This is a genomic window from Micromonospora sp. NPDC005194 (assembly GCF_040608335.1).
GTDB lineage: Bacteria > Actinomycetota > Actinomycetes > Mycobacteriales > Micromonosporaceae > Micromonospora.
The window spans coordinates 1-17780 of record NZ_JBEXIA010000008.1 but is presented as its reverse complement, the minus strand read 5'-3'; the positions used below and the strand labels follow the sequence as shown (position 1 = coordinate 17780).

Genomic DNA, 17780 nt, shown 5'->3' with positions numbered 1-17780 from the left:
GTCACATTGCAACGCGACCCCCGGTCAGCTCTGTTTTTCCGCCGCGCCGCCCGGTTCCTGACCGGTTCGCCGCAGGACGAGCACGAAGTTCCAGGACACGACCTCGCGTACGCCGGGCACTCGGACCACCCAGCGGGCCCACCACGGGTGGTAACGCGGCAGCGCGTCCAGCACCTCGACGTCACCGCTGCCGCGCGCCCAGCGCAGGGCGTCCGAGATGGTGACCGGAAAGAGTGTCTCGCGGTAGCGGTTCTTCGGCGGCCGGCCCATCCTCCGCTGGTAACGCCGGCGGGCCCGGTCGCCGCCGAGGTAGTGCCAGGGTGCCGTCTCGTGCCCGCCCCACGGCGACAGCCACGGGGTGAACGACACGAAGAGCACACCACCCGGCCGGGTCACCCGGGCCATCTCGTCAAGCATCCGGCTCGGCGCGGAGACATGTTCCAGCACGTTCGAGGAGAACGTCACGTCCACACTGGCGGACCGGACCGGCAGGGCGGTGCCGCTGCCCCGCAGCATGCCGGCGACCGAGTCCCCGGCGGCGGAGAAGTCGCCGACGTCCGGGTCGAGGCCCACGTACCGGGCACCGGCGGCGCGGAAGGCGGAGGCGAAGTACCCCGGCCCGCCTCCGACGTCCAGCACGGTCCGCCCGGCGAGCGCGGTGTAGCCCGCCACCTGACGTACCGAATCCCCGGCCAGCAGACCGTAGAAGTGGTCCGGGTCGGTCTGCTCGACCAGGAACGCCCGAAACAGCGTCACCGAGCGGCCCAGTGTGGCGAACCGCCGGTACGCCCCCCGGTCAGCCACCCCGTCTGCTGTGGTCATCGCGCCATCGTCCCGTCCTCGTCCTGGTCCCTGGTCCGTGGTTCCGGCCGCGCCGGGCCCACAGTCGTCCGCTGCGGGGGCGGGTCCGTCGCCGGCTCGTCCCCGCCCGCCGCCGTTCGCGCGGCCGGTGTGCCGGGTGCCGGGATCACCGCCGCGGTGACCGCACCGATCGCGACAAGCATCGCCGCCTGCACCCACGGGCCGTACGCCCACTCCTGCCCGTGGCCCTGCAACCGGCCCGCCACCGCGGTCACCGTGGCGACCGCCAGGCCGCCGAGCACCACCACCGGCAACGCCCGGATGGCGAGCTGCCGCAGCAGCATCGCGGCCAGCACGATCGCCACCGGCAGCACCCCGCCCAGGGCGGCGAGCAGCACGACCAGCAGGACGCCGATCGCCCACGCCGGGCCTTCGGCCGGAATCGTTCGGTCCACCCCGGCGCGGCGGCGGACCGGCCACGCGGCCAGCAGGAACACCACGAGCGCGGAGAACGCACCCGCCGCCAGAGCGCCCCGGTACGTCCGGTCCGGCGCGAAGACCAGCCGGACGTCGGCGGCGTCGCCGGCGGGTAGCACCCACGCCTGTTGCCAGCCGTCCACCCGGGTCGTGGCCAGCTTCTGACCAGCGAGGGTGGCCGTCCAGCCGGCGTTGGCGTTCTCCGGCACCACCAGCAGCGCCGCGCCACCGGCGGCCACGCGGACCCGCCGGTCGGTCGGGTCCCAGTCGAGCACTGTCACCTCGCGGTGCCGGGCCGCCGGCACCGCCGCCTCCGGACGCAGGGTGGCGTCCTGCACCACGAAACCGGCCGACGGTACGGTCGCCAGCTGGTGGCCTCCCGCCGGGAGGTCCACCACCGCTCCCGTGGTGCCGCAGATCGTGACCGGCGCCGGCCGGCCAGCCAGCACGTCGGCGAGGGTGGAGGCCACCGAGGTCTCGTAGCGGTAGCCGTCCAGTTCGATGGCCGGTCCGGTGCCGCATTTCTCGGTGATCCGGGTGCCGCCGGACAGCGGGCGGAGCAGGTCGTCCAGCGCCGGGATCTCCACCTCGGCGATGCCGGCGGTGGCGGTCCAGCCGTTACCGCGCCGGTCGGCGACCCGCGTGGCGGTTTCCCGGACCACGATCTCGATCCGGTCCGTCCGGACAGCCGGGAAGCGGACCGTCCCGTCCGCGGCGACCGGCAGCACCCGGCTGCGGCCCGGGGTCCGCACCTCGACCTGGGTGGGCAGCGAGCCGACCGGCAGCTCCGCGGGCCGTAGCCGCACCTCGGCGAGGCGTCGTTGCCCGGGCCACCGCAACCGCAGCGTGGGGCGGAGGTCGCCGGTGTCGGCCAGCCAGGCCGTCCCCGGGTCGCCGTCGACGGCCGCGTAGCCGGCGACGGCCGGGTCGCCGGTCAGGTACGAGGAGACGGTGGCCACCACCGGTACGCCGGTCAGGGTGAGCTGACCGGCCGGTCGGGGCACGGCGGTGAGCGCCAATCGGTAGTTGCCCGCTGTGGTGCTGCGGAACACCCGGTCGACGCCGAGCGGTTCCTCGCCGGCACGCGCAAGGAAGCGGTCGCACCGCACCACCGAGCCGGCCGGTCGGAGTCCGGTGTCGCCCGCCGACCCGGCGCCCGCCGCGTCCCAACCGGTGCCGGGAGCGGCTGCCGGGAAACAGGCGGACCGGTCGGCCGGGCCTCGACTGAACGACCAGGCGACCGGCCCGTGGAAGCCCTTGGGCAGGTCGTTCGGCGCCTGGAGGGCGCGGCGGGCGGTGGTGCCGGGAATGGTGAGTTCCCGGATGCCGACCCCGCCGTCGCGTCGTTCCCCGGCGACGCCCAAAACCGTGACCCGTACGCGGCTGGTGGATCCGGGCAGCGTGTAGTACGAGTGCCCACCCAGCGTGTCGGCCACCTCGTGGTCCACCGAGCCCCGGTCGGTGGTGATCCGGAACCGGGTCACCGGCCAGCCCACCCCGAGGTCGTCGACGAACGCCAACGACACGGTGTCCACCGCGCGCGGGGTGTCCAGGTCCACCTGGAGCCACTGGCCGACCGGCCCGGCCAGCGGCGCGGAGTGCCACGCGGTGGCGTACTCGCCGTCCACGGCGGCGAACGGCAGGTGCGACGGGTCGGCGGGGGCGAGGTTGTCCACGAAGCTGGTCGCGGTGCTCGCGCTGACCTCCCGCACCCCCTGGTAGGTGGCGACGGTCTGGTGCCGCTTGCCGGGGAACGGCAGCAGGTCGAGGGCCACCCGACCCTGCCGGCCGGCTTCCGTGGCGGTCAGCGTCTGGCTGACGTTGTCCCGCACCCGGCCGATGTCACGCTCCCGGCGGCGCAGCCCGTCGGTGACGATCCACCGCTCGTCCCCCACCTCGACGCGGTCCCCGGCCAGCACCACCGGCCGGTCCCGTTCCACCAGCCCCTGTTCCAGCAGGGGCAGCAGGGACTCCGGACCGCCGCTGACCGTCGGCACATCGTCGGTGAGCACCGCCGAGGCGGCCGGTACCGGGCGCTGCACCTCGTACACCTCGATGGCCGGCACCGGCCCGGCGTCGTCGTCCACCGGGCTGCCCGGCGTGCGACCGGCAGCGGTCGTGCTCCCGAAGGTCGCCACCCGTGCGAGGCCCGGCGAGTCGGTCAGCGCACGGCGCAGCACCGCGACCGGCGGAGCGTCCACCTGGCTCCGGTCGATGTCGTTGCGCAGCAGCACGTGCCGGAAGCCGGCACGAGCCAGGAAGTCGGCCAGCCCGGCCGACCCCCGACCACCGGCCAGGACGGTCTCGACCGTGTCCATCACCCGCGTGTTGCCGGCCGAGCCGAGCGGGATCTGGTTCCGCACCGCCCAGGGTGCTCCGGCCAGCGCCTGGAGCGGCTCGTCGACAGTGCGCCCCCACTCGTACTGGCCGAAGCCGGACCCGGGCACCATCAACGTCCGGGCCAGCGCGTCCCGGTCGGCCAGCCAGGTGGCCGCGGACCGCCAGTGCGGCGGCAGGTCCGACCAGCCCGGCCCGGGTCGCAGCTGCCCCAGCCAGGCCGGCGCGGCGGCGCCCAGGACCAGCAGCAGCACCGGTACGAGCGCCAACGGTCGCAGCCGGATGCCGGGCCGGCGCCGGGCGGCGGCGTTGTGCAGCCGGGTGACCACCGCGTCCACGCCGTGCGCGAAGCCGAGCATCAGCGGCAGGCGCAGCACCGGGTCGAGTTTGTGCACGTTGCGGAACGGGGCCAGCGGGCCGTCCAGCAACTCCCGGACCGGCCCCGAGAGCGGGCTGTCCAGGCTGCCGACGTAGCCCATGGTGAGCAGGGTCAGCCCGGCCAGGAAGCCGAGCACCAGGAAACGCCGTTCCGGCAGGAGGTTGCCGGCCAACCCGGCCAGCCCGATCAACGCGACCAGCGCGGTCAGCGCCATCAGCACGGGGTGGTCGATCAGCAGCCAGCCCGCCGGCCACCACGGATCCCCCTGGACGATGTACGCCACCCACTGGTTGGTGCCCCGGACGGCCTGGAAGAGCGAGGCCACCCCGGTGGTCGTGGTGGACGACTCGATGTAGTCCAGGAACGGCAGGCTGTACTCGCCGAGCAGCAGCAGCGGCACGATCCACCACAGGCACACCGCGACGACACCGAGGCACCACCAGCCGACCAGGCGCAGGTGGGCCCGGTCCCAGCGACGGGTCAGCAGCCAGATCCCGGGCAGCAGCAGGGCCAGCACGACCACTGCCGCGTTGATCCCACCCATGCCGAGCACGGCCAGCGCGGAGAGCGCCGCGGCCCGACGTGGCGAGCCGATCCGGCGGGCCTGCACGAGCGGCAGCAGCACCCACGGCAGCAGCGCCGCGGCCAGCGTCTCCGAGGACAGGGCGCCGATCTCGGTGAGCATCCGGGGTGCGAGCGCGTAGCCGAGCGCGGCCGCGTACCGGGTCGGTTCGGTGCCGATGTTCAACGCCCGGGCCAGCCGGAGCAGCCCGTAGAACGCCACCGCCAGCAGGAGCGCGGTCCAGGCCCGCTGCGTGATCCACGCTGGCACACCCAGCAGCTGCCCGCCGGCGAAGAACGGCCCCATCGGAAAGAGGTAGCCGTACGCCTGGTTCTGCAGCTCGCCGGAGGTCGCCTCCGGGTTCCACAGGTGCAGCGCGCGGTTCAGGAAGTGGATCGGGTTCGCGGCCAGGTCGAGCTTGGTGTCGAAGGTGACCTGGCCGGGCCGCTGCCCGAAGGCGATCGCGACGAGCAGCAGCAGCGACAGCGGGGTCCAGGGCGCCCCGCGTACCAGCCGGCGGACGTGCGGTCGGCTCATCGGCGGCAGTCCGGCGGCAGGCAGCTCAGGTCGGCGAGCGCGGAGAAGAAGATCTGCCGGATGCCGCTGGGCTGCTCGGTACGGAACACCCGGCCGCCGGTGACCTTGACGATCGCGTTCAGCTCGTCCGGGTCGACGTCCCGACCCAGCCCGATGAAGATGATCGGTAACGGCCGGCGGGGGTCCTGCAACCGGGTCAGCTCGGCCAGGAACTTCGCCCGGCCGATGCTGTCCTCGTCCTCGTTCCGCCCGTCGGTCATGACCAGCACCAGGTTGATCCGGCCGGGCGTCCAGTGCTGCCGGGCGTCCTGATACGCGGCCAACGTCGCGTCGTACAGCCCGGTGCCCCCGCCGGTCTTGACCCGGACGGCGGCCAACCGGTCGGCGAGCCGGGCACGCTGGGCGCGCAGCGGGGCGACGGGCAGGATCTCCCGGTAGTCCCGGTCCCCGTCCACCTTCGTGGAGAAGACCCAGATACCCAGCTCGCTGTTGTCCAACAGCAGACCGGCTCCCTCGCGGGCGGCCTTCACGGTCGCCGCGAGCCGGGTCTCGCCGGTGCCGGGCACCGGGGCTGCCATCGAGCCGGAGACGTCGATGACGGTGAGGATTCGCGCGCTGCGCTGCACGCCGCTCCAGCCGTTCAGCACCTCGGTGACCGTCTCCTCGGCGGGCAACGGCACCGGTCGGCGCTCCTCGGCCCGCAGTCGACCGTCGTCGGGAATTGCCGGAGGGAAGCCGGACGCCGTCCGGAAGCCGAACCCGAGCAGCGTGTCCCGGGACTCGACAGTGAGCAGGTTGGTCAGGAAGCCCGCGGCCGCATCCCGGACGTGACCACGCGCGGCGGGCAGCACCACGTACGGCAGGTCCAGCGACGGCACGCCGATCTCCGGGTACGCGGCGACCAACCTGTTCGAGCCGGCCAGCGCGTTGTGGTCGAGCACGGCCTGCTCGCTGGCCGCGACCGCCTGGGCCCTGTTGGCCAGCCCGCCCCCAGGCGCCAGGACGCCCCCGCCCTCGCCGGCGGAGAACGTCTCGCCCGCGAGCCGGCGCAGCACGGCCGCCATCGCGGCAGCCGGTTGCCGCTCACCGGCGACCAGCGCGCGTACCCCGAGCAGCGCGGCGACCCCGGACGGGTCGGCGGCCGGGTCCGGCACTCCCACCGGAGTCGGACGGGCCTTCGGGCCGATCAGCGACGCCCAGGTCACCGGCTTCGCCGGCCACCCCAGCCGGCGCGCGGTCGGCTCGGTCACCGCGAGCACCACCGGGGTGCTCGCCACCGAGGTGCCCTCGCCAGGCACCTCGAAGGCCCCGCCAGCCCGGGCCCGGCGCAGCCAGAACGTGGATTCCGGCAGCCAGGCGTCGGCGACGTCCACCGCGTTGGCCAGGTCCCCGGCCACGGTGGCGGACTCCCGGGCCTGCACGTCGATCGACACGCACGGCTGCCGACCGACGCTTGCCCGCACGATCCGGTCGAGGGCCGGAGCGATCACCGGCGCGGCGGCCACCCGCAGCCGAACCCGCTCGGCGCACTCCGGCACGCCCCGGTCCGCTCGCACGTAGGCCACGGCGGCCCAGCCGGTCAACAGCAGCACCAGGGCTGCGCTGAGCAGCACCACCGGGGAGCGACGGAAGAGGGAGCGCACCGGCGCGAGTCCGTCGCGCAGCACCGCCGGCCACCTCCTCGTCGCGTACCGGCGCGTCCGTGCGCAGGTCGGAATCCATCGCGGCGGTCGGGCGGCGCCACCTGGACGCCGGCCGCCGCACGCGGTTGCGTTGCACACCCTGCCAAGGTTTTCCGTCGCCGGCAAACCCCGATCGACGAGCGGTTATCCGAGTTTCGCTGCCGGTGCGACCCATTGCGCCCACCGGCCGGGCAGCCCTAGGGTGGCGCGATCGTGCTCACTTACTCATCGGTAGGAGCAGCGTGGACCCCTCCGTCGCCCCCACACGCCACGTCCTGTTCCTCAACTGGCGCGACACCACCAACCCGGAAGGTGGTGGCTCCGAGGTCTACCTCGAGCGGATCGCCGCCGAACTGGTCGCCATGGGCCACCGGGTGACCCTGCTCTGCGCCGCGCACGGCAACGCCGGTCCGGCGGAGACCACCGCCGAGGGCGTCCGCGTGCTGCGCCGCGGTTCCCGGCACACCGTGTACGCCCGCGCCGCGCTTACCTGTCTCGCCGGCCGGTTCGGCTTCGGCCCGCTCGGCCGGCGCGGCCTGGGCCGGCCCGACCTGGTGATCGACGTCTGCAACGGGGTGCCGTTCTTCGCGCCGCTGTACGCCGGCCGCCCGGTGATCGCGCTGGTGCACCACGTGCACCGGGAGCAGTGGCCGGTCGTCTTCGGCCCGTGGATGGCCCGGCTGGGCTGGTGGATCGAGTCGTGGTTGGCCGTCCGGCTCTACCGCCGCTGCCGGTACGTCACCGTCTCGGAGGCCAGCCGGGCGGAGCTGGCCGCACTGGGGGTGGCCGCCGAGCGGATCGACGTGGTGCCCAACGGCACGCCCCCGGTGACCGGCCCACCGTTGCCGCGCACCCCACACCCGTCGCTGCTGGTGCTCGGCCGTCTGGTCCCGCACAAGCGGGTGGAGATCGCATTGCGCGCCGTCGCCGAACTGATCGGCGAGCTGCCCGACCTGGAGCTGGTGGTGGCGGGCCAGGGTTGGTGGGAGCAGCCGCTGCGGGAGCTGTGTGACTCGCTCGGCATCGCCGACCGCGTCCGGTTCACCGGCTTCATCAGCGAGGAGGAGAAGCACGCCGTACTCTCCTCGGCCTGGGTGGCGCTCACCCCGTCGATCAAGGAGGGGTGGGGGCTCACCATCGTCGAGGCCGCCGCGCGCAGCACCCCGACGGTGGCCTTCCGCTACGCCGGCGGGGTCGCCGAGGCGATGGTCGACACCGAAACCGGCCTGCTCGTCGACGACGAAGCCGAGTTCACCGACCAGGTGCGCGAACTGCTGGCCGACGACGTGCGGCGCAAGGCGATGGGGGAGGCGGCGCTGCACCACGCGTCCCGCTTCACCTGGACGGCGACCGGGGCCCGCTTCGCCCAACTGGTGACCCAAGCGACCGGCCGGGCCGACTGACTCCGAGCACCACGAAAAGGGCACCCGCGACCAGCGGGCGCCCTTTCGTCGTCTGACTTAGCGCGTGCCGTACAGCGGAGGCTCTGCGCCCTGCTCACCATTGACGTTCGTGGTGGCAGCCTCCTTGGCGGACGGGCTGAGCACATTCGCCAGACCGACGCTACCGAGCAGGCCGAGCACGACCCCGAGCACCCCGACGGCAACGAATGCGGGCAGGTTCCTCATCCACCTTCTCCTTCCGCGGGACTCGCGTGCCGGGACGCTACCACGCGGTAGCGTGCGCGCGCAGTGCCCGAAAAACCGATGGCCAGCACCACCGTTCCGGCCAGCAGATGGGCGAGCCCGACCGGTCCGGGCCGGGTTGGCGCGGGCGGTGGAGACCAGCGCGGGTTCTCGTACAGGGTCAGCTCTGGCCCATCGTGGACGATCCGCAGCCCGACCAGGGACGTCGGCGGCGCCGGCCCCGCCGCCCGCTGCACCAGCACCCAGCGCGGGCCGGCCGCCGACACCGGCGTCCCGGCGGCGAGGAGTTCCCGCACCCGCGCGGCGCGCGGATCCTCGCCGGCCACCGCCAGCCCACCAACGCGCAGCGTGTCGTCGATCAGTACCGGCACGCCGAGGTACCGGGGCGCCGGGTCGATCACCACTTGGCCGCGGTTCCACCCGTAGCGCTGGTACTCCTGGAACGGCAGGGAGATCACCTCACCGGGCCGCTGCTCGACCAGCCGCGCCACCGCGGTCCAGTCCGCCGGCCAGGCCACCGGTCGGAGCCGACCCGCAGCGCCGAACGCCAGGTCGGGCAGGAGCGCCACCGGCAGCAGCGCGGCACCGACCAGCAGCACCCGACCGGTGGCCGGGTCGAACCGGGCGGCGAGCCGGTCGGCGAGGCGTTCCGCGCCGAGCGCCCCGGCCACCGCCAGGGCCAACGCGTACGGGATGAGCAGCTTCTGACCGTCCCGGATCAGACCCGCGCCGGGCAGCGTCGCGACCAGCCAGCCGAGCAGATCCGCGCCGCCGGGCAGCGCACCGAGCGCCGCCACCAGCCACGAACCTGCCGCGAGCAGGCCGAGGCGGCCGGCCACCGGAGCGGGCCAGCGCCGGAACAGCAGCGGTACGCCGTACCCGGCGACGGCCAGCACCAGCACGGTGACCAGGGGCACCAGCAGCGCACCCCGGGAGGCTGGCGTGGTCTGCCCGTTCCAGATGCCACCGGTGCCGGCGAGCGCCACCAGCGGCCCCGCCCAGTTCTCCGCCCGGGCCGCGAACGCCAGCACACCGGCCGGGTCCGACCTGCCGCTGCCGGTACTCACGAAACCGGCCACCAGCCACGGCGCGTTGAGCAGCACCGTCGCGCCCAGCGCGGTCGAAACCGCCCGGGCCGCTCCCGGATACCGTCCGGGCAGCAGCACCGCGATCGCCACCAGCGCGATCACTCCGCCACTCGGGGTGATCGCCGATGCCGCCGCGGCGAGCAGCAGCCGCGGCAGCGCGCCGGGCCGGCCGGTCCGTACCCCGATCGCCGCCCGGACCAGCCACGGCAGCGCGGCGTACGCGACCAGCAGTCCCCACTGGCCGACGAGCAGCCGCTCGGCCAGGTACGGCGTCCAGGCGTACCCGAGGGCGGCCACCACCCGGACCGCGACCCGGTCGGTCGGCACCAGCCGGGCCGCGCCGAGCGCCGCGAGGTAGATGATCGCCACCAGCACCAACCGTTGCAGCAACCAGCCCGGCACGAGCTGGTTGGCCAGCGCCACCACGGCGTCCTGCGGGACGGCCCGGGGCAGCGCCGAGGCCGGGGCGATCACCTCCCAGCTCAACGCCTGCCGGGGCACGAAGACCATGTCGTAGCGGAGCACGTAACCGGGGAGCAGCAGCGGCGTCAGGACCACCGCCGTGACGGCGGCGGCGACGCCGTGCGGCACCATCCGTTCGCGCATCCTGACGACCCCACCCCGATCCGGCCCGACCACCCGTCGCGCTGGTGGCGGCCACTGTACGCGGACCACCCGGCGGCCCCCGAACCATCCGTTGACCTGATGGGGCGGCCCGTCATCCGTGTGGCAGTCTTCCCGCCATGGCATTGACCGGATCCGAGGTGGGCGCGGCGCGTGGCGAAACCGGCGGGGCCGGTGGACGGGTACGCACCGATCCGATCCGGCCCCTCGCCGTCACGATGATCGTGGTCAGCGTGCTGTGGCGGGCCCAGATCGCCTCCCGCGGTTACCTGGCGGCCGACGACTACGTGCTGGTCACGCAGTCCAGCGAATCGGCCCTCACCCCGGGCTTCCTGCTCACCCTCTACAACAACCACTTCATGCCGGGCGGCCGACTGCTCACCTGGCTGGTGACCGACGCCTTCGGGCTCACCTACTGGCCGTACGTGCTGTTGATGGCGGCCGGTCAGGCGGTGCTCTCCGTCGCGTTCTACCGGCTGCTGCGCGACCTGCTGCGACCGAGCAGGCTGCTGCTCGTCCCGCTCGGGATGTTCCTGTTCAGCCCGCTGACGCTGGAGGCGACTTCGTGGTGGGCGGTCGGGGCGAACATGCTGCCGATGCAGTTGAGCATGGTGCTCGCCGTCGGCGCCCAGCTCAGGTACGTCCGCACCCGCCGCAAGCGGCACCTGCTGTCGCTGGCTCTCGCCGTACTGCTGGGTCTGCTCTTCTTCGAGAAGGCACTGCTGGTCGTACCGCTGGTCTTCCTCTTCACCGTCTGCTTCCTCACCGACGGCGGGCCGGTCCGCTCGGTGCTGACGACGCTGCGTCGCTGGTGGCCGTCCTGGCTGGTGCTGACCGCGCTGGTCGGCGCGTTCGCCGCGGTCTACCTGCAGCGCGCCGAGTCGTCCGTGCGCCGGCCGGAGTCGGTGGGTGAGGTGCTGTCCTTCTTCACCCAACTGTTCGGTTCCACGCTCGTGCCGGGTCTGCTGGGCGGGCCCTGGGGCTGGCTCGGCGCGGGGGACGGGTCGCCGGTGGTCGCGCCGCCCGACCTCGGCCGCTGGATCTCCTGGGCGGTCTTCGCCGCGCTGATCGTACTGACGGTGAAGCGGGACCGCAGGGCCACCCGCGCCTGGGTCCTGCTCGGCGGCTACCTGATCATCGCCACGACGCTGCTGGCGGCCACCCGGCTCGGCTCCGTGTTCAGCGGCGTCGCTGGCGGGGTGCCCCGCTACGTCAGCGACGCCGTGGTGGTCGCCGCCGTCTGTGTCGGTGTCGCTCTCGTCGGGGTTGCCCGACCGACGCCGACCGACGGCGAACCGACCGACGGCGAGGCGTCCCCGCCCGCCGGGGCTCCCGCACCGTCCGCTGACGCGGAGCCGGCCGCCGCACCGAGCGCGGCAGAGCCCGACGTGCCGCGCTCGGAGCCGTCGCCGGCCGCACCGCGCTCCGGCGTCGCGGCCTACTCGTCCCGGGCCGGTGTGATCCACGCCGAGGCCCCGGACGACCCGTACCACGGGCCGGCCGCCGAGCCGAGGACCGAGCCGGATCCCGAGTTCGATCCGGAGCCGGCAGCCGAGGCCCCGGCGACGGCGCGGCCCTCCGCGGAGCGCGAGCCGGACGTCCCGGCGTCGTCCGCGGCCGGCGGACGGGAGCGGCGGCCTTCGACACCAGTGCCGCCGGACTGGCTGGGGCCGGTGCCCGAGCGGTACCGCGAGGTCGTGACGGCTGGTCTGGCGCTCCTGCTGGTGGCGGCGATGTTCGGCACGGTCTGGACCACGTCGCGCTACGGCGACGAGTGGGCGAAGAAGTACGGCCGGTCCTACCTCGACACGGCCCGGATCGAGCTGGCCAGCGCCCCGCCCGGCACCGTCTTCTTCGACACGCCGCTCCCGAGCGAGGTGTTGTCGAATCTGTCCTGGCCGTACAACTATCAGTCCCGGTTCTTCGCCGCCGCCGGCTCCCGCCCGGAGTTCGTGGAGGACACGGAGAACGCCTCGATACTCGACGGGCTGGGGCGGGTCCAGGTGGCCATCATCCAGGGCAGCAACGTCGTGCCCGGCCCGCAGGAGGGCTGCGGCTACCTGGTGCAAGCCGGTCAGACCGTCCGGATACCGCTGGACAAGCCACGGCACCACTGGGACTGGGTCGTCCGCATCGGGTACCTCAGCTCGGCCGATGGCACTGCGGTGCTGCGCTTCGGGCAGGGCAGCCACACGTTCCCGGTCAAGAGGGGCCTGAACCAGCGCTTCTTCGAGATCACCGGCGGTGACGGCGCGGTGGAGCTGACGGTGACCGGCGGGCCGGACCTGACGCTCTGCACGAACGAGATCAGCGTCGGCGACGTGGTACCGAAGCCCGAGTGACCACCGAGGAACCCCGGCTGGTGGCGGACCCGGCCCAGCCCGGTGCGGCGAAGCGCCCCGCCCGCGACACAGGGGTCGTGCGGCTCGGTGTCGCCGGAGCGGCGGTCACCGCCGCCACCATGCTGACCAACGGGTTGGCCTACCTGGTTCCGATGCTCGGTGCCCGCCAGCTGACCGCCTCCGACCTGGGTGCGCTGGCCACGGTGCTGGCACTCGGCGCCATCGCGGCGGTGCCCGGGTTCGGCCTGCAGATCGCGGTGGCGGCCCATCGCGCCCGGTCGGGGCCCAGCGGGACGACACGACTGGCGCTGCGCACCGCCGCCTTCACCGCCGGGATGACCCTCGTCGCGGCACCGGTACTCACGGTGGCGCTCCGGCTCCCGGTCGCGCTGACCCTGCTGCTCGCCCCGACCACCTTCGCCACCGTGCTGGCCGGTCGCTGGCTCGGCGAGCTCCAGGGTGACCAGCGGTTCCTGCGGCTCTCGGGCGCGATGACCGGGCTCGCCGCCGGGCGTTACGGCGGTCTCATCGTCGGGCTCGCCCTCGGCTGGGGACCGGTCGGCTCCCTGCTGCTCGGGACGCTGGCCGGCTTCGTCGTCCTCCCGCTGCTGGCCCGGCTCGCCGCGCCCGCCGCCCCCAGCGGTCCGGCCCTCGGCGTCCCCGGACCCGGGGTGGCACCAACCCTCGCCGACGACCGCGACCGCACCCTGAGCGGCCGGCAGGTGCTGACGGCGTGCGGTGCCACCCTCGCGATGCTGGTCATCTCGTACGCCGACCTGCTCCTCGCCCGCCAACTCCTGCCGGCCAGCGGCTCCGGCGGCTACGCGGTCGGCGCGGTCCTCACCAAGGGCGCGCTCTGGGCGCCGCAGGTGGTCACCCTGCTGGTGCTGCCGCGGCTGGCCTCGGGCGACCGGCGGGCCCGGGCGCTCGCGCTGGGGCTGATCGTGGCCTGCGGTGCGGTGCTGGTGGCCGCCGCAGCGGTCGCCGGTGAGCTGGCCTTCCGGCTGGTGGGCGGGGCGGACTACCTGCACCTGGCCGGCGAGGCCCCGCTCTTCGCCGCCACCGGCGCCCTCTACGCGGTGGTGTTCATGCTGGTCAACGAAAGAGTGGCGACCGGTGCCCGCTGGCCGGCCGCGCCGCTCTGGGTGGCCACCGCCGGCCTGGTCGGTGCGGCCCTGCTGGTGGCGCCGCGCACGGTCGAGGGCGTACTGAGCTGCGCGCTGGTCACCGCCGCGCTGACCGCAGCCGTGCTGGTCTGGCTGGCCCGCCCCGCGCGTGGCTGACCCCTGGGCGCTGCCCGGGTCAGTCGCCCGCTGCCAACCAGGTGCTCAGCAACTGGTGATCGATCGAGTCGACCCGGCCGAGTGGACGACCGGCGGCGACCCGCTCGCGCAGCTCCGCCCGGCTGAACCAGCGCGCCTCCAACAGCTCCACGCCGTCCACCCGCACCTCCTCGGACGCGACGCGGGCCCGGAAGCCCACCATCAGCCCGGCGGGGAACGGCCACGCCTGCGACCCCTGGTACGCCAGGTCCGTCACGGTGACACCGGCCTCCTCGGCCATCTCCCGCCGGACCGCGTCCTCCAGGCTCTCGCCCACCTCGACGAAGCCCGCCAGCGTCGAGTAGGAGTCCTCGGCGGCGCCCGCGTGCCGGGCCAGCAGGCAGCGCTCCGGCGAGCCGGGCGCCTCGACCAGCACGATGATCGCCGGTTCGATCCGGGGGAACAGCAGCCGACCGCACTCCGCGCCGGAACAGGTCCGCACATGCCCGCCACCGCCGGCGACGGCCGCCGCGCCGCAGGTGCCGCAGTACCGCTGCTGCCGGTGCCAGTGCAGCAACCCCCGGGCGTACGCCTGGACCGCCGCGGCAGCCGGGTCGAGCCGCCCGACCAGGGCCCGTACGTCGACCGCCCGCGTCGCGCCCGCCATCTCGACGGCGGCGGGCTCGCTGAGCCCGGAGAGGTCCACGGCGAACACCGCGACGTCCCCGTCGAGCCCCAGGAAGACGGTCTCGGCGGCAGCCGACCGGACGAGCGACGCGCGCTCGGCCGTCAACCGGACCGGCCCGACCCCGTCGACCAGGCAGCGGTCCCGCCACAGCGGCAGCACCACGGTCGTCGGGTCGGTCAGCAGCGCGTCCAGTCGAGCGGCGTCGGTACGCAGCGCGCCCGCCCGCTCCAGCCAACCGCCGCCGTACGCCAACACCCGCTCCGCAGCGTCCACCCCGCCACCGTGCCACGGCGGCGACCCGGCGTCGGCACCGACCCTGGCCCTGGCTCGCCCCCGGCCCACGCGACACGCCGAACGACACGCGGTGCCAGCGCAGAGCGGGCGCAGCCCGCGCGGACGGCCGAGCATTGGTTACCGTGGTGTCCTCCGGGAGGGGGGACCTCCCGTGGCACCTGGCGATCGAGGTTGCAGTGACGCTGTACGGTGATAAACGTCCACCCACCGACGACCGACCCACCGTGCAGGTCACCGCGGTCACCTGGCCGGACGACGGGCCGGATCCGGTCACGCCGCCCACGGCCACCGCCGAGCCGGGCAACGGTGGACGCCGTCCCCGCCGGGTGCGGATGCTGCTCGCGGCCGGCGTCACCGGCACCGTCCTCGCCGCCGTGGCGGGCGCCGGCGCCTGGGCGTACGCCGGGGACGTGCCCCGGGGCACCAGCGTGCTCGGCGCCGAGCTGGGCGGTCGGAGCCGCAGCGCCGCCGACCGGGAGTTGCGGGCTGAGCTGGACCGGCGGGCGGCGGCCCTCGCCGCGCCACTGCGGGTCACGGTCGGGGAGCGCACCGCCGAGATCAACCCCGCCGAGGTCGGGCTGAGCGTCGACGTGGCGGCCAGCGTGGCCGCGGCGGCCGAGGCCGACGCGCACCCGGTCAGTCGGCTGGTCGGCTCCCGAACCGTCGACCCGGTGGTCACCATCGACGCCAACCGGCTGGACGCGGCCCTGCGCAAGGTGCTCGGCGACCAGGTCCGCCCGATGACGATGCCGGCCATCACCTACCAGGGCACCACCCCCAAGGTCGTACGCCCCAAGCCGGGCCTGGCGTTCGACCCGCAGCGCTCCGCCGACGCCGTCCGCACCGGGTGGCTGGCCGGCACCCCGGTCGCCGTGCCGCTCGTGGAGAGTCAGCCGGCGACCACCGCCGAGGAGCTGGACCGGTTGGTCGCCGAGCTGGCCAAGCCGGCGGTCGCCGCGCCGGTCACCCTGCGCACCGACAAGGGCTCCGTGCAGGTGCCACCGGCGGCCATCGCGAAGAGCCTCCGATTCACCGCCGACAAGGCCGGCAAGCTCACCCCGCTGGTCGACGTCAAGCGGCTGCGCGCAGCCCTGGGCGACGACCTGCTCGCGATCGAGGTGCCCCCGAAGGACGCGTCGATGACCATCTCCGGCGGCCGACCCAAGGTCACCGACGGTCGCGCCGGCCAGCAGCTCGACACCGCAGCCCTGGGTCGTGACCTGTTGGCCGTGCTGCCGAAGTCGGACGGACGCGAGGTGACCGGCGAGCTGAAGGCGACACCGCCGGAGCTGACCGCGGAGAAGCTGGCCGGTCTGGGCATCAAGGAGCGGGTGTCCACCTTCACCACGCGGTTCACCGGTGGCATGGCGTCGTCGCGCAGCCAGAACATCGCCACCATCGCCAAGGAGGTGGACGGCACGGTCGTACTGCCGGGCAAGACGTTCTCCCTGAACGGGCACACCGGCGAACGTGGCTACGCGCAGGGCTACCGGGACGCGCCGGTCATCCTGGACGGCAAGCTGGTGCCGGGCGTCGGCGGTGGCACCTCGCAGTTCACCACCACCCTGTTCAACGCCACCTACTACGCGGGCCTGGAGGACGTCGAGCACAAGCCACACTCGTACTGGTTCGACAGGTACCCGGCCATCATCGAGTCGACCATCTTCTGGCCGAGCCTGGACTTCAAGTTCCGCAACAACACCGAGTACGGCCTGCTCATCGACACCTCGTACACGTCGAGTTCGGTGACCGTCTCGATCTGGAGCACGAAGATCTACGACAGCGTGAAGACCGAGTACGGCCCTCGGCGCGACATCACCACCCCGAAGGTCATCCACCTCGAACCCGGCCCGTCGTGCATTCCGAGCAACGGCATCAACGGCTTCGCCCAGGACGCCTTCCGGGTCATCAAGAAGGGCGGCGTGGTCGTCAAGCGGGAGAAGTTCACCTGGCGCTACGACGCGGAGCCCCGCTACGTCTGCGGCCCCAAGCCCTCCTGAGCCTCCACGGCCGCCCTCACGCCGTGGTCAGAAGGTGGCGATCGGGTTGACCGGGCTGCCGGACGTGCCGGCGAAGCGGACCGGCGCGACGGCGAGCTGGAAGTCCCACTGGCCCAGCTCGGCGGCCGTTGTCGCGCACGCCTCCAGGTCGCAGTTGTCGAGCAGCCACAGACCCATCGCGACGAGGCTCACGGCGTGCACCGGCATCAACACGTCGTCGTACCCCGACGGCTGAACGTCCTGCGGAGTGTCGGCGCCGATCAGCGCGACCTTGCGTTCACGCAGCCACGGTAGGCAGGACGCGTGCCAGCCGGCCTGCGTGAAACCGCTGGCCACACCGGATTCGTGCCGGAAGCGGCCGTAGCCGGTCCGCAGGAGCACCGCATCGCCGGGTCGCACCTGGACACCCTGGCGGCGCTCGGCCTTCTCCAGATCCTCGGGAACGACACCCTGTCCCGGCTCCAACCACGGCACACCGCGGGCCCCCGCGACGTCCAGCAGCACACCACGGGTGACGATGCCGTTCGCCGCGGCCGTGACGGCCGCCCACGCCGATCCCGTCGCGGCGTCGACCAATCGGCGTGGAAGGCGGCCACCGGCATGTTCTCCGCGCCCGGCATGTCGGCGGCGCACGGGCACGACATCGTCGACCGCTCCATCTCCTGCGGTACGGCGACCTCCCACGCGCGGGACACGCTCCGGCCGTGGCGCACGGCCCGCGCCGCCGCCAGCCGAACGTCGTCGGTGATGTGGTTCAGGGTGCCGAGCTCGTCGTCGTCACCCCACCGTCCCCAGTTCGACAGCGTGTCGAAGTATCCGAGCACGTCGTCCTGAGTGGGCATCGGTCGCTCTGGGGTCATCCCCGCATCGACTCCTCCGGTCACGCGGTCTGATCCTTCGCCAGGAGGTCATCCACAGGAACGAGCCTAGGCCAGGTATCGGTCACCGGCATCGGGTGCCAAGCGCGGAAACGCAGAAAAGGCCACCCCTGTTGGGGGTGGCCTTTTCTGGAAGATTGTCCGGCGGTGTCCTACTCTCCCACACCCTCACGAGTGCAGTAC

At 73.8% G+C, this 17780-nt stretch carries 11 protein-coding genes; 4 read left to right on the top strand and 7 right to left on the bottom strand.

The window, feature by feature from the left end; genetic code table 11:
• Positions 1–24 precede the first annotated feature (24 nt).
• Genes ABZU53_RS08965 through ABZU53_RS08955 form a run of 3 tightly spaced genes read right to left on the bottom strand, consistent with a single transcriptional unit; the run spans position 25 to position 6760 of the window.
• A complete protein-coding gene (locus ABZU53_RS08965) occupies positions 25–822 on the bottom strand; it encodes a class I SAM-dependent methyltransferase (RefSeq protein ID WP_354859333.1) in 798 nt (265 codons plus the stop codon).
• Complete coding sequence (locus ABZU53_RS08960) at positions 819–5093, bottom strand: alpha-(1->3)-arabinofuranosyltransferase (RefSeq protein WP_355064820.1); 4275 nt, start codon at positions 5091–5093, stop codon at positions 819–821. The genes ABZU53_RS08965 and ABZU53_RS08960 overlap by 4 nt, the downstream gene beginning before the upstream one ends.
• Positions 5090–6760 carry a substrate-binding domain-containing protein gene (locus ABZU53_RS08955; protein ID WP_355064818.1) on the bottom strand — a complete coding sequence of 557 codons (1671 nt, stop codon included), beginning with the start codon at positions 6758–6760 and terminating at the stop codon, positions 5090–5092. Before ABZU53_RS08955 ends, ABZU53_RS08960 begins: the two co-directional genes overlap by 4 nt.
• Positions 6761–7017: 257 nt before the next feature.
• Here ABZU53_RS08955 and ABZU53_RS08950 point away from each other — a divergent pair, with 257 nt between their 5' ends.
• Positions 7018–8178: a glycosyltransferase family 4 protein gene (locus ABZU53_RS08950; protein ID WP_354859328.1), complete on the top strand. Its 1161-nt coding sequence runs from the start codon at positions 7018–7020 to the stop codon at positions 8176–8178.
• Between the two features lie 57 nt (positions 8179–8235).
• Here the strand turns inward: ABZU53_RS08950 and ABZU53_RS08945 are convergent, their stop codons facing one another.
• Positions 8236–8403, bottom strand: coding sequence for a hypothetical protein (locus tag ABZU53_RS08945; protein ID WP_158609830.1), 168 nt, complete (start codon positions 8401–8403; stop codon positions 8236–8238).
• Positions 8400–10115 carry a hypothetical protein gene (locus tag ABZU53_RS08940; RefSeq protein ID WP_355064816.1) on the bottom strand — a complete coding sequence of 572 codons (1716 nt, stop codon included), beginning with the start codon at positions 10113–10115 and terminating at the stop codon, positions 8400–8402. Before ABZU53_RS08940 ends, ABZU53_RS08945 begins: the two co-directional genes overlap by 4 nt.
• Positions 10116–10252: 137 nt before the next feature.
• Here ABZU53_RS08940 and ABZU53_RS08935 point away from each other — a divergent pair, with 137 nt between their 5' ends.
• Complete coding sequence (locus tag ABZU53_RS08935; RefSeq protein ID WP_355064814.1) at positions 10253–12475, top strand: hypothetical protein; 2223 nt, start codon at positions 10253–10255, stop codon at positions 12473–12475.
• 77 nt (positions 12476–12552) lie between these two features.
• Entirely contained in the window at positions 12553–13758 is a 1206-nt protein-coding gene (locus tag ABZU53_RS08930) for a polysaccharide biosynthesis protein (RefSeq protein ID WP_355065023.1), read from the top strand.
• Between the two features lie 19 nt (positions 13759–13777).
• Here ABZU53_RS08930 and nudC read toward each other — a convergent pair whose 3' ends face one another.
• On the bottom strand, positions 13778–14698 hold the full coding sequence (gene nudC / locus ABZU53_RS08925; protein WP_355064812.1) for an NAD(+) diphosphatase: 921 nt from the start codon (positions 14696–14698) through the stop codon (positions 13778–13780).
• Positions 14699–14895: 197 nt separating this feature from the next.
• Here nudC and ABZU53_RS08920 point away from each other — a divergent pair, with 197 nt between their 5' ends.
• Positions 14896–16719 (top strand): VanW family protein, encoded by a 1824-nt coding sequence (locus ABZU53_RS08920; RefSeq protein ID WP_355064810.1) that lies wholly within the window; start codon positions 14896–14898, stop codon positions 16717–16719.
• A gap of 27 nt (positions 16720–16746) precedes the next feature.
• Here ABZU53_RS08920 and ABZU53_RS08915 read toward each other — a convergent pair whose 3' ends face one another.
• On the bottom strand, positions 16747–17295 hold the full coding sequence (locus tag ABZU53_RS08915; protein ID WP_355064808.1) for a cyclase family protein: 549 nt from the start codon (positions 17293–17295) through the stop codon (positions 16747–16749).
• Between the last annotated feature and the right edge of the window lie 485 nt (positions 17296–17780).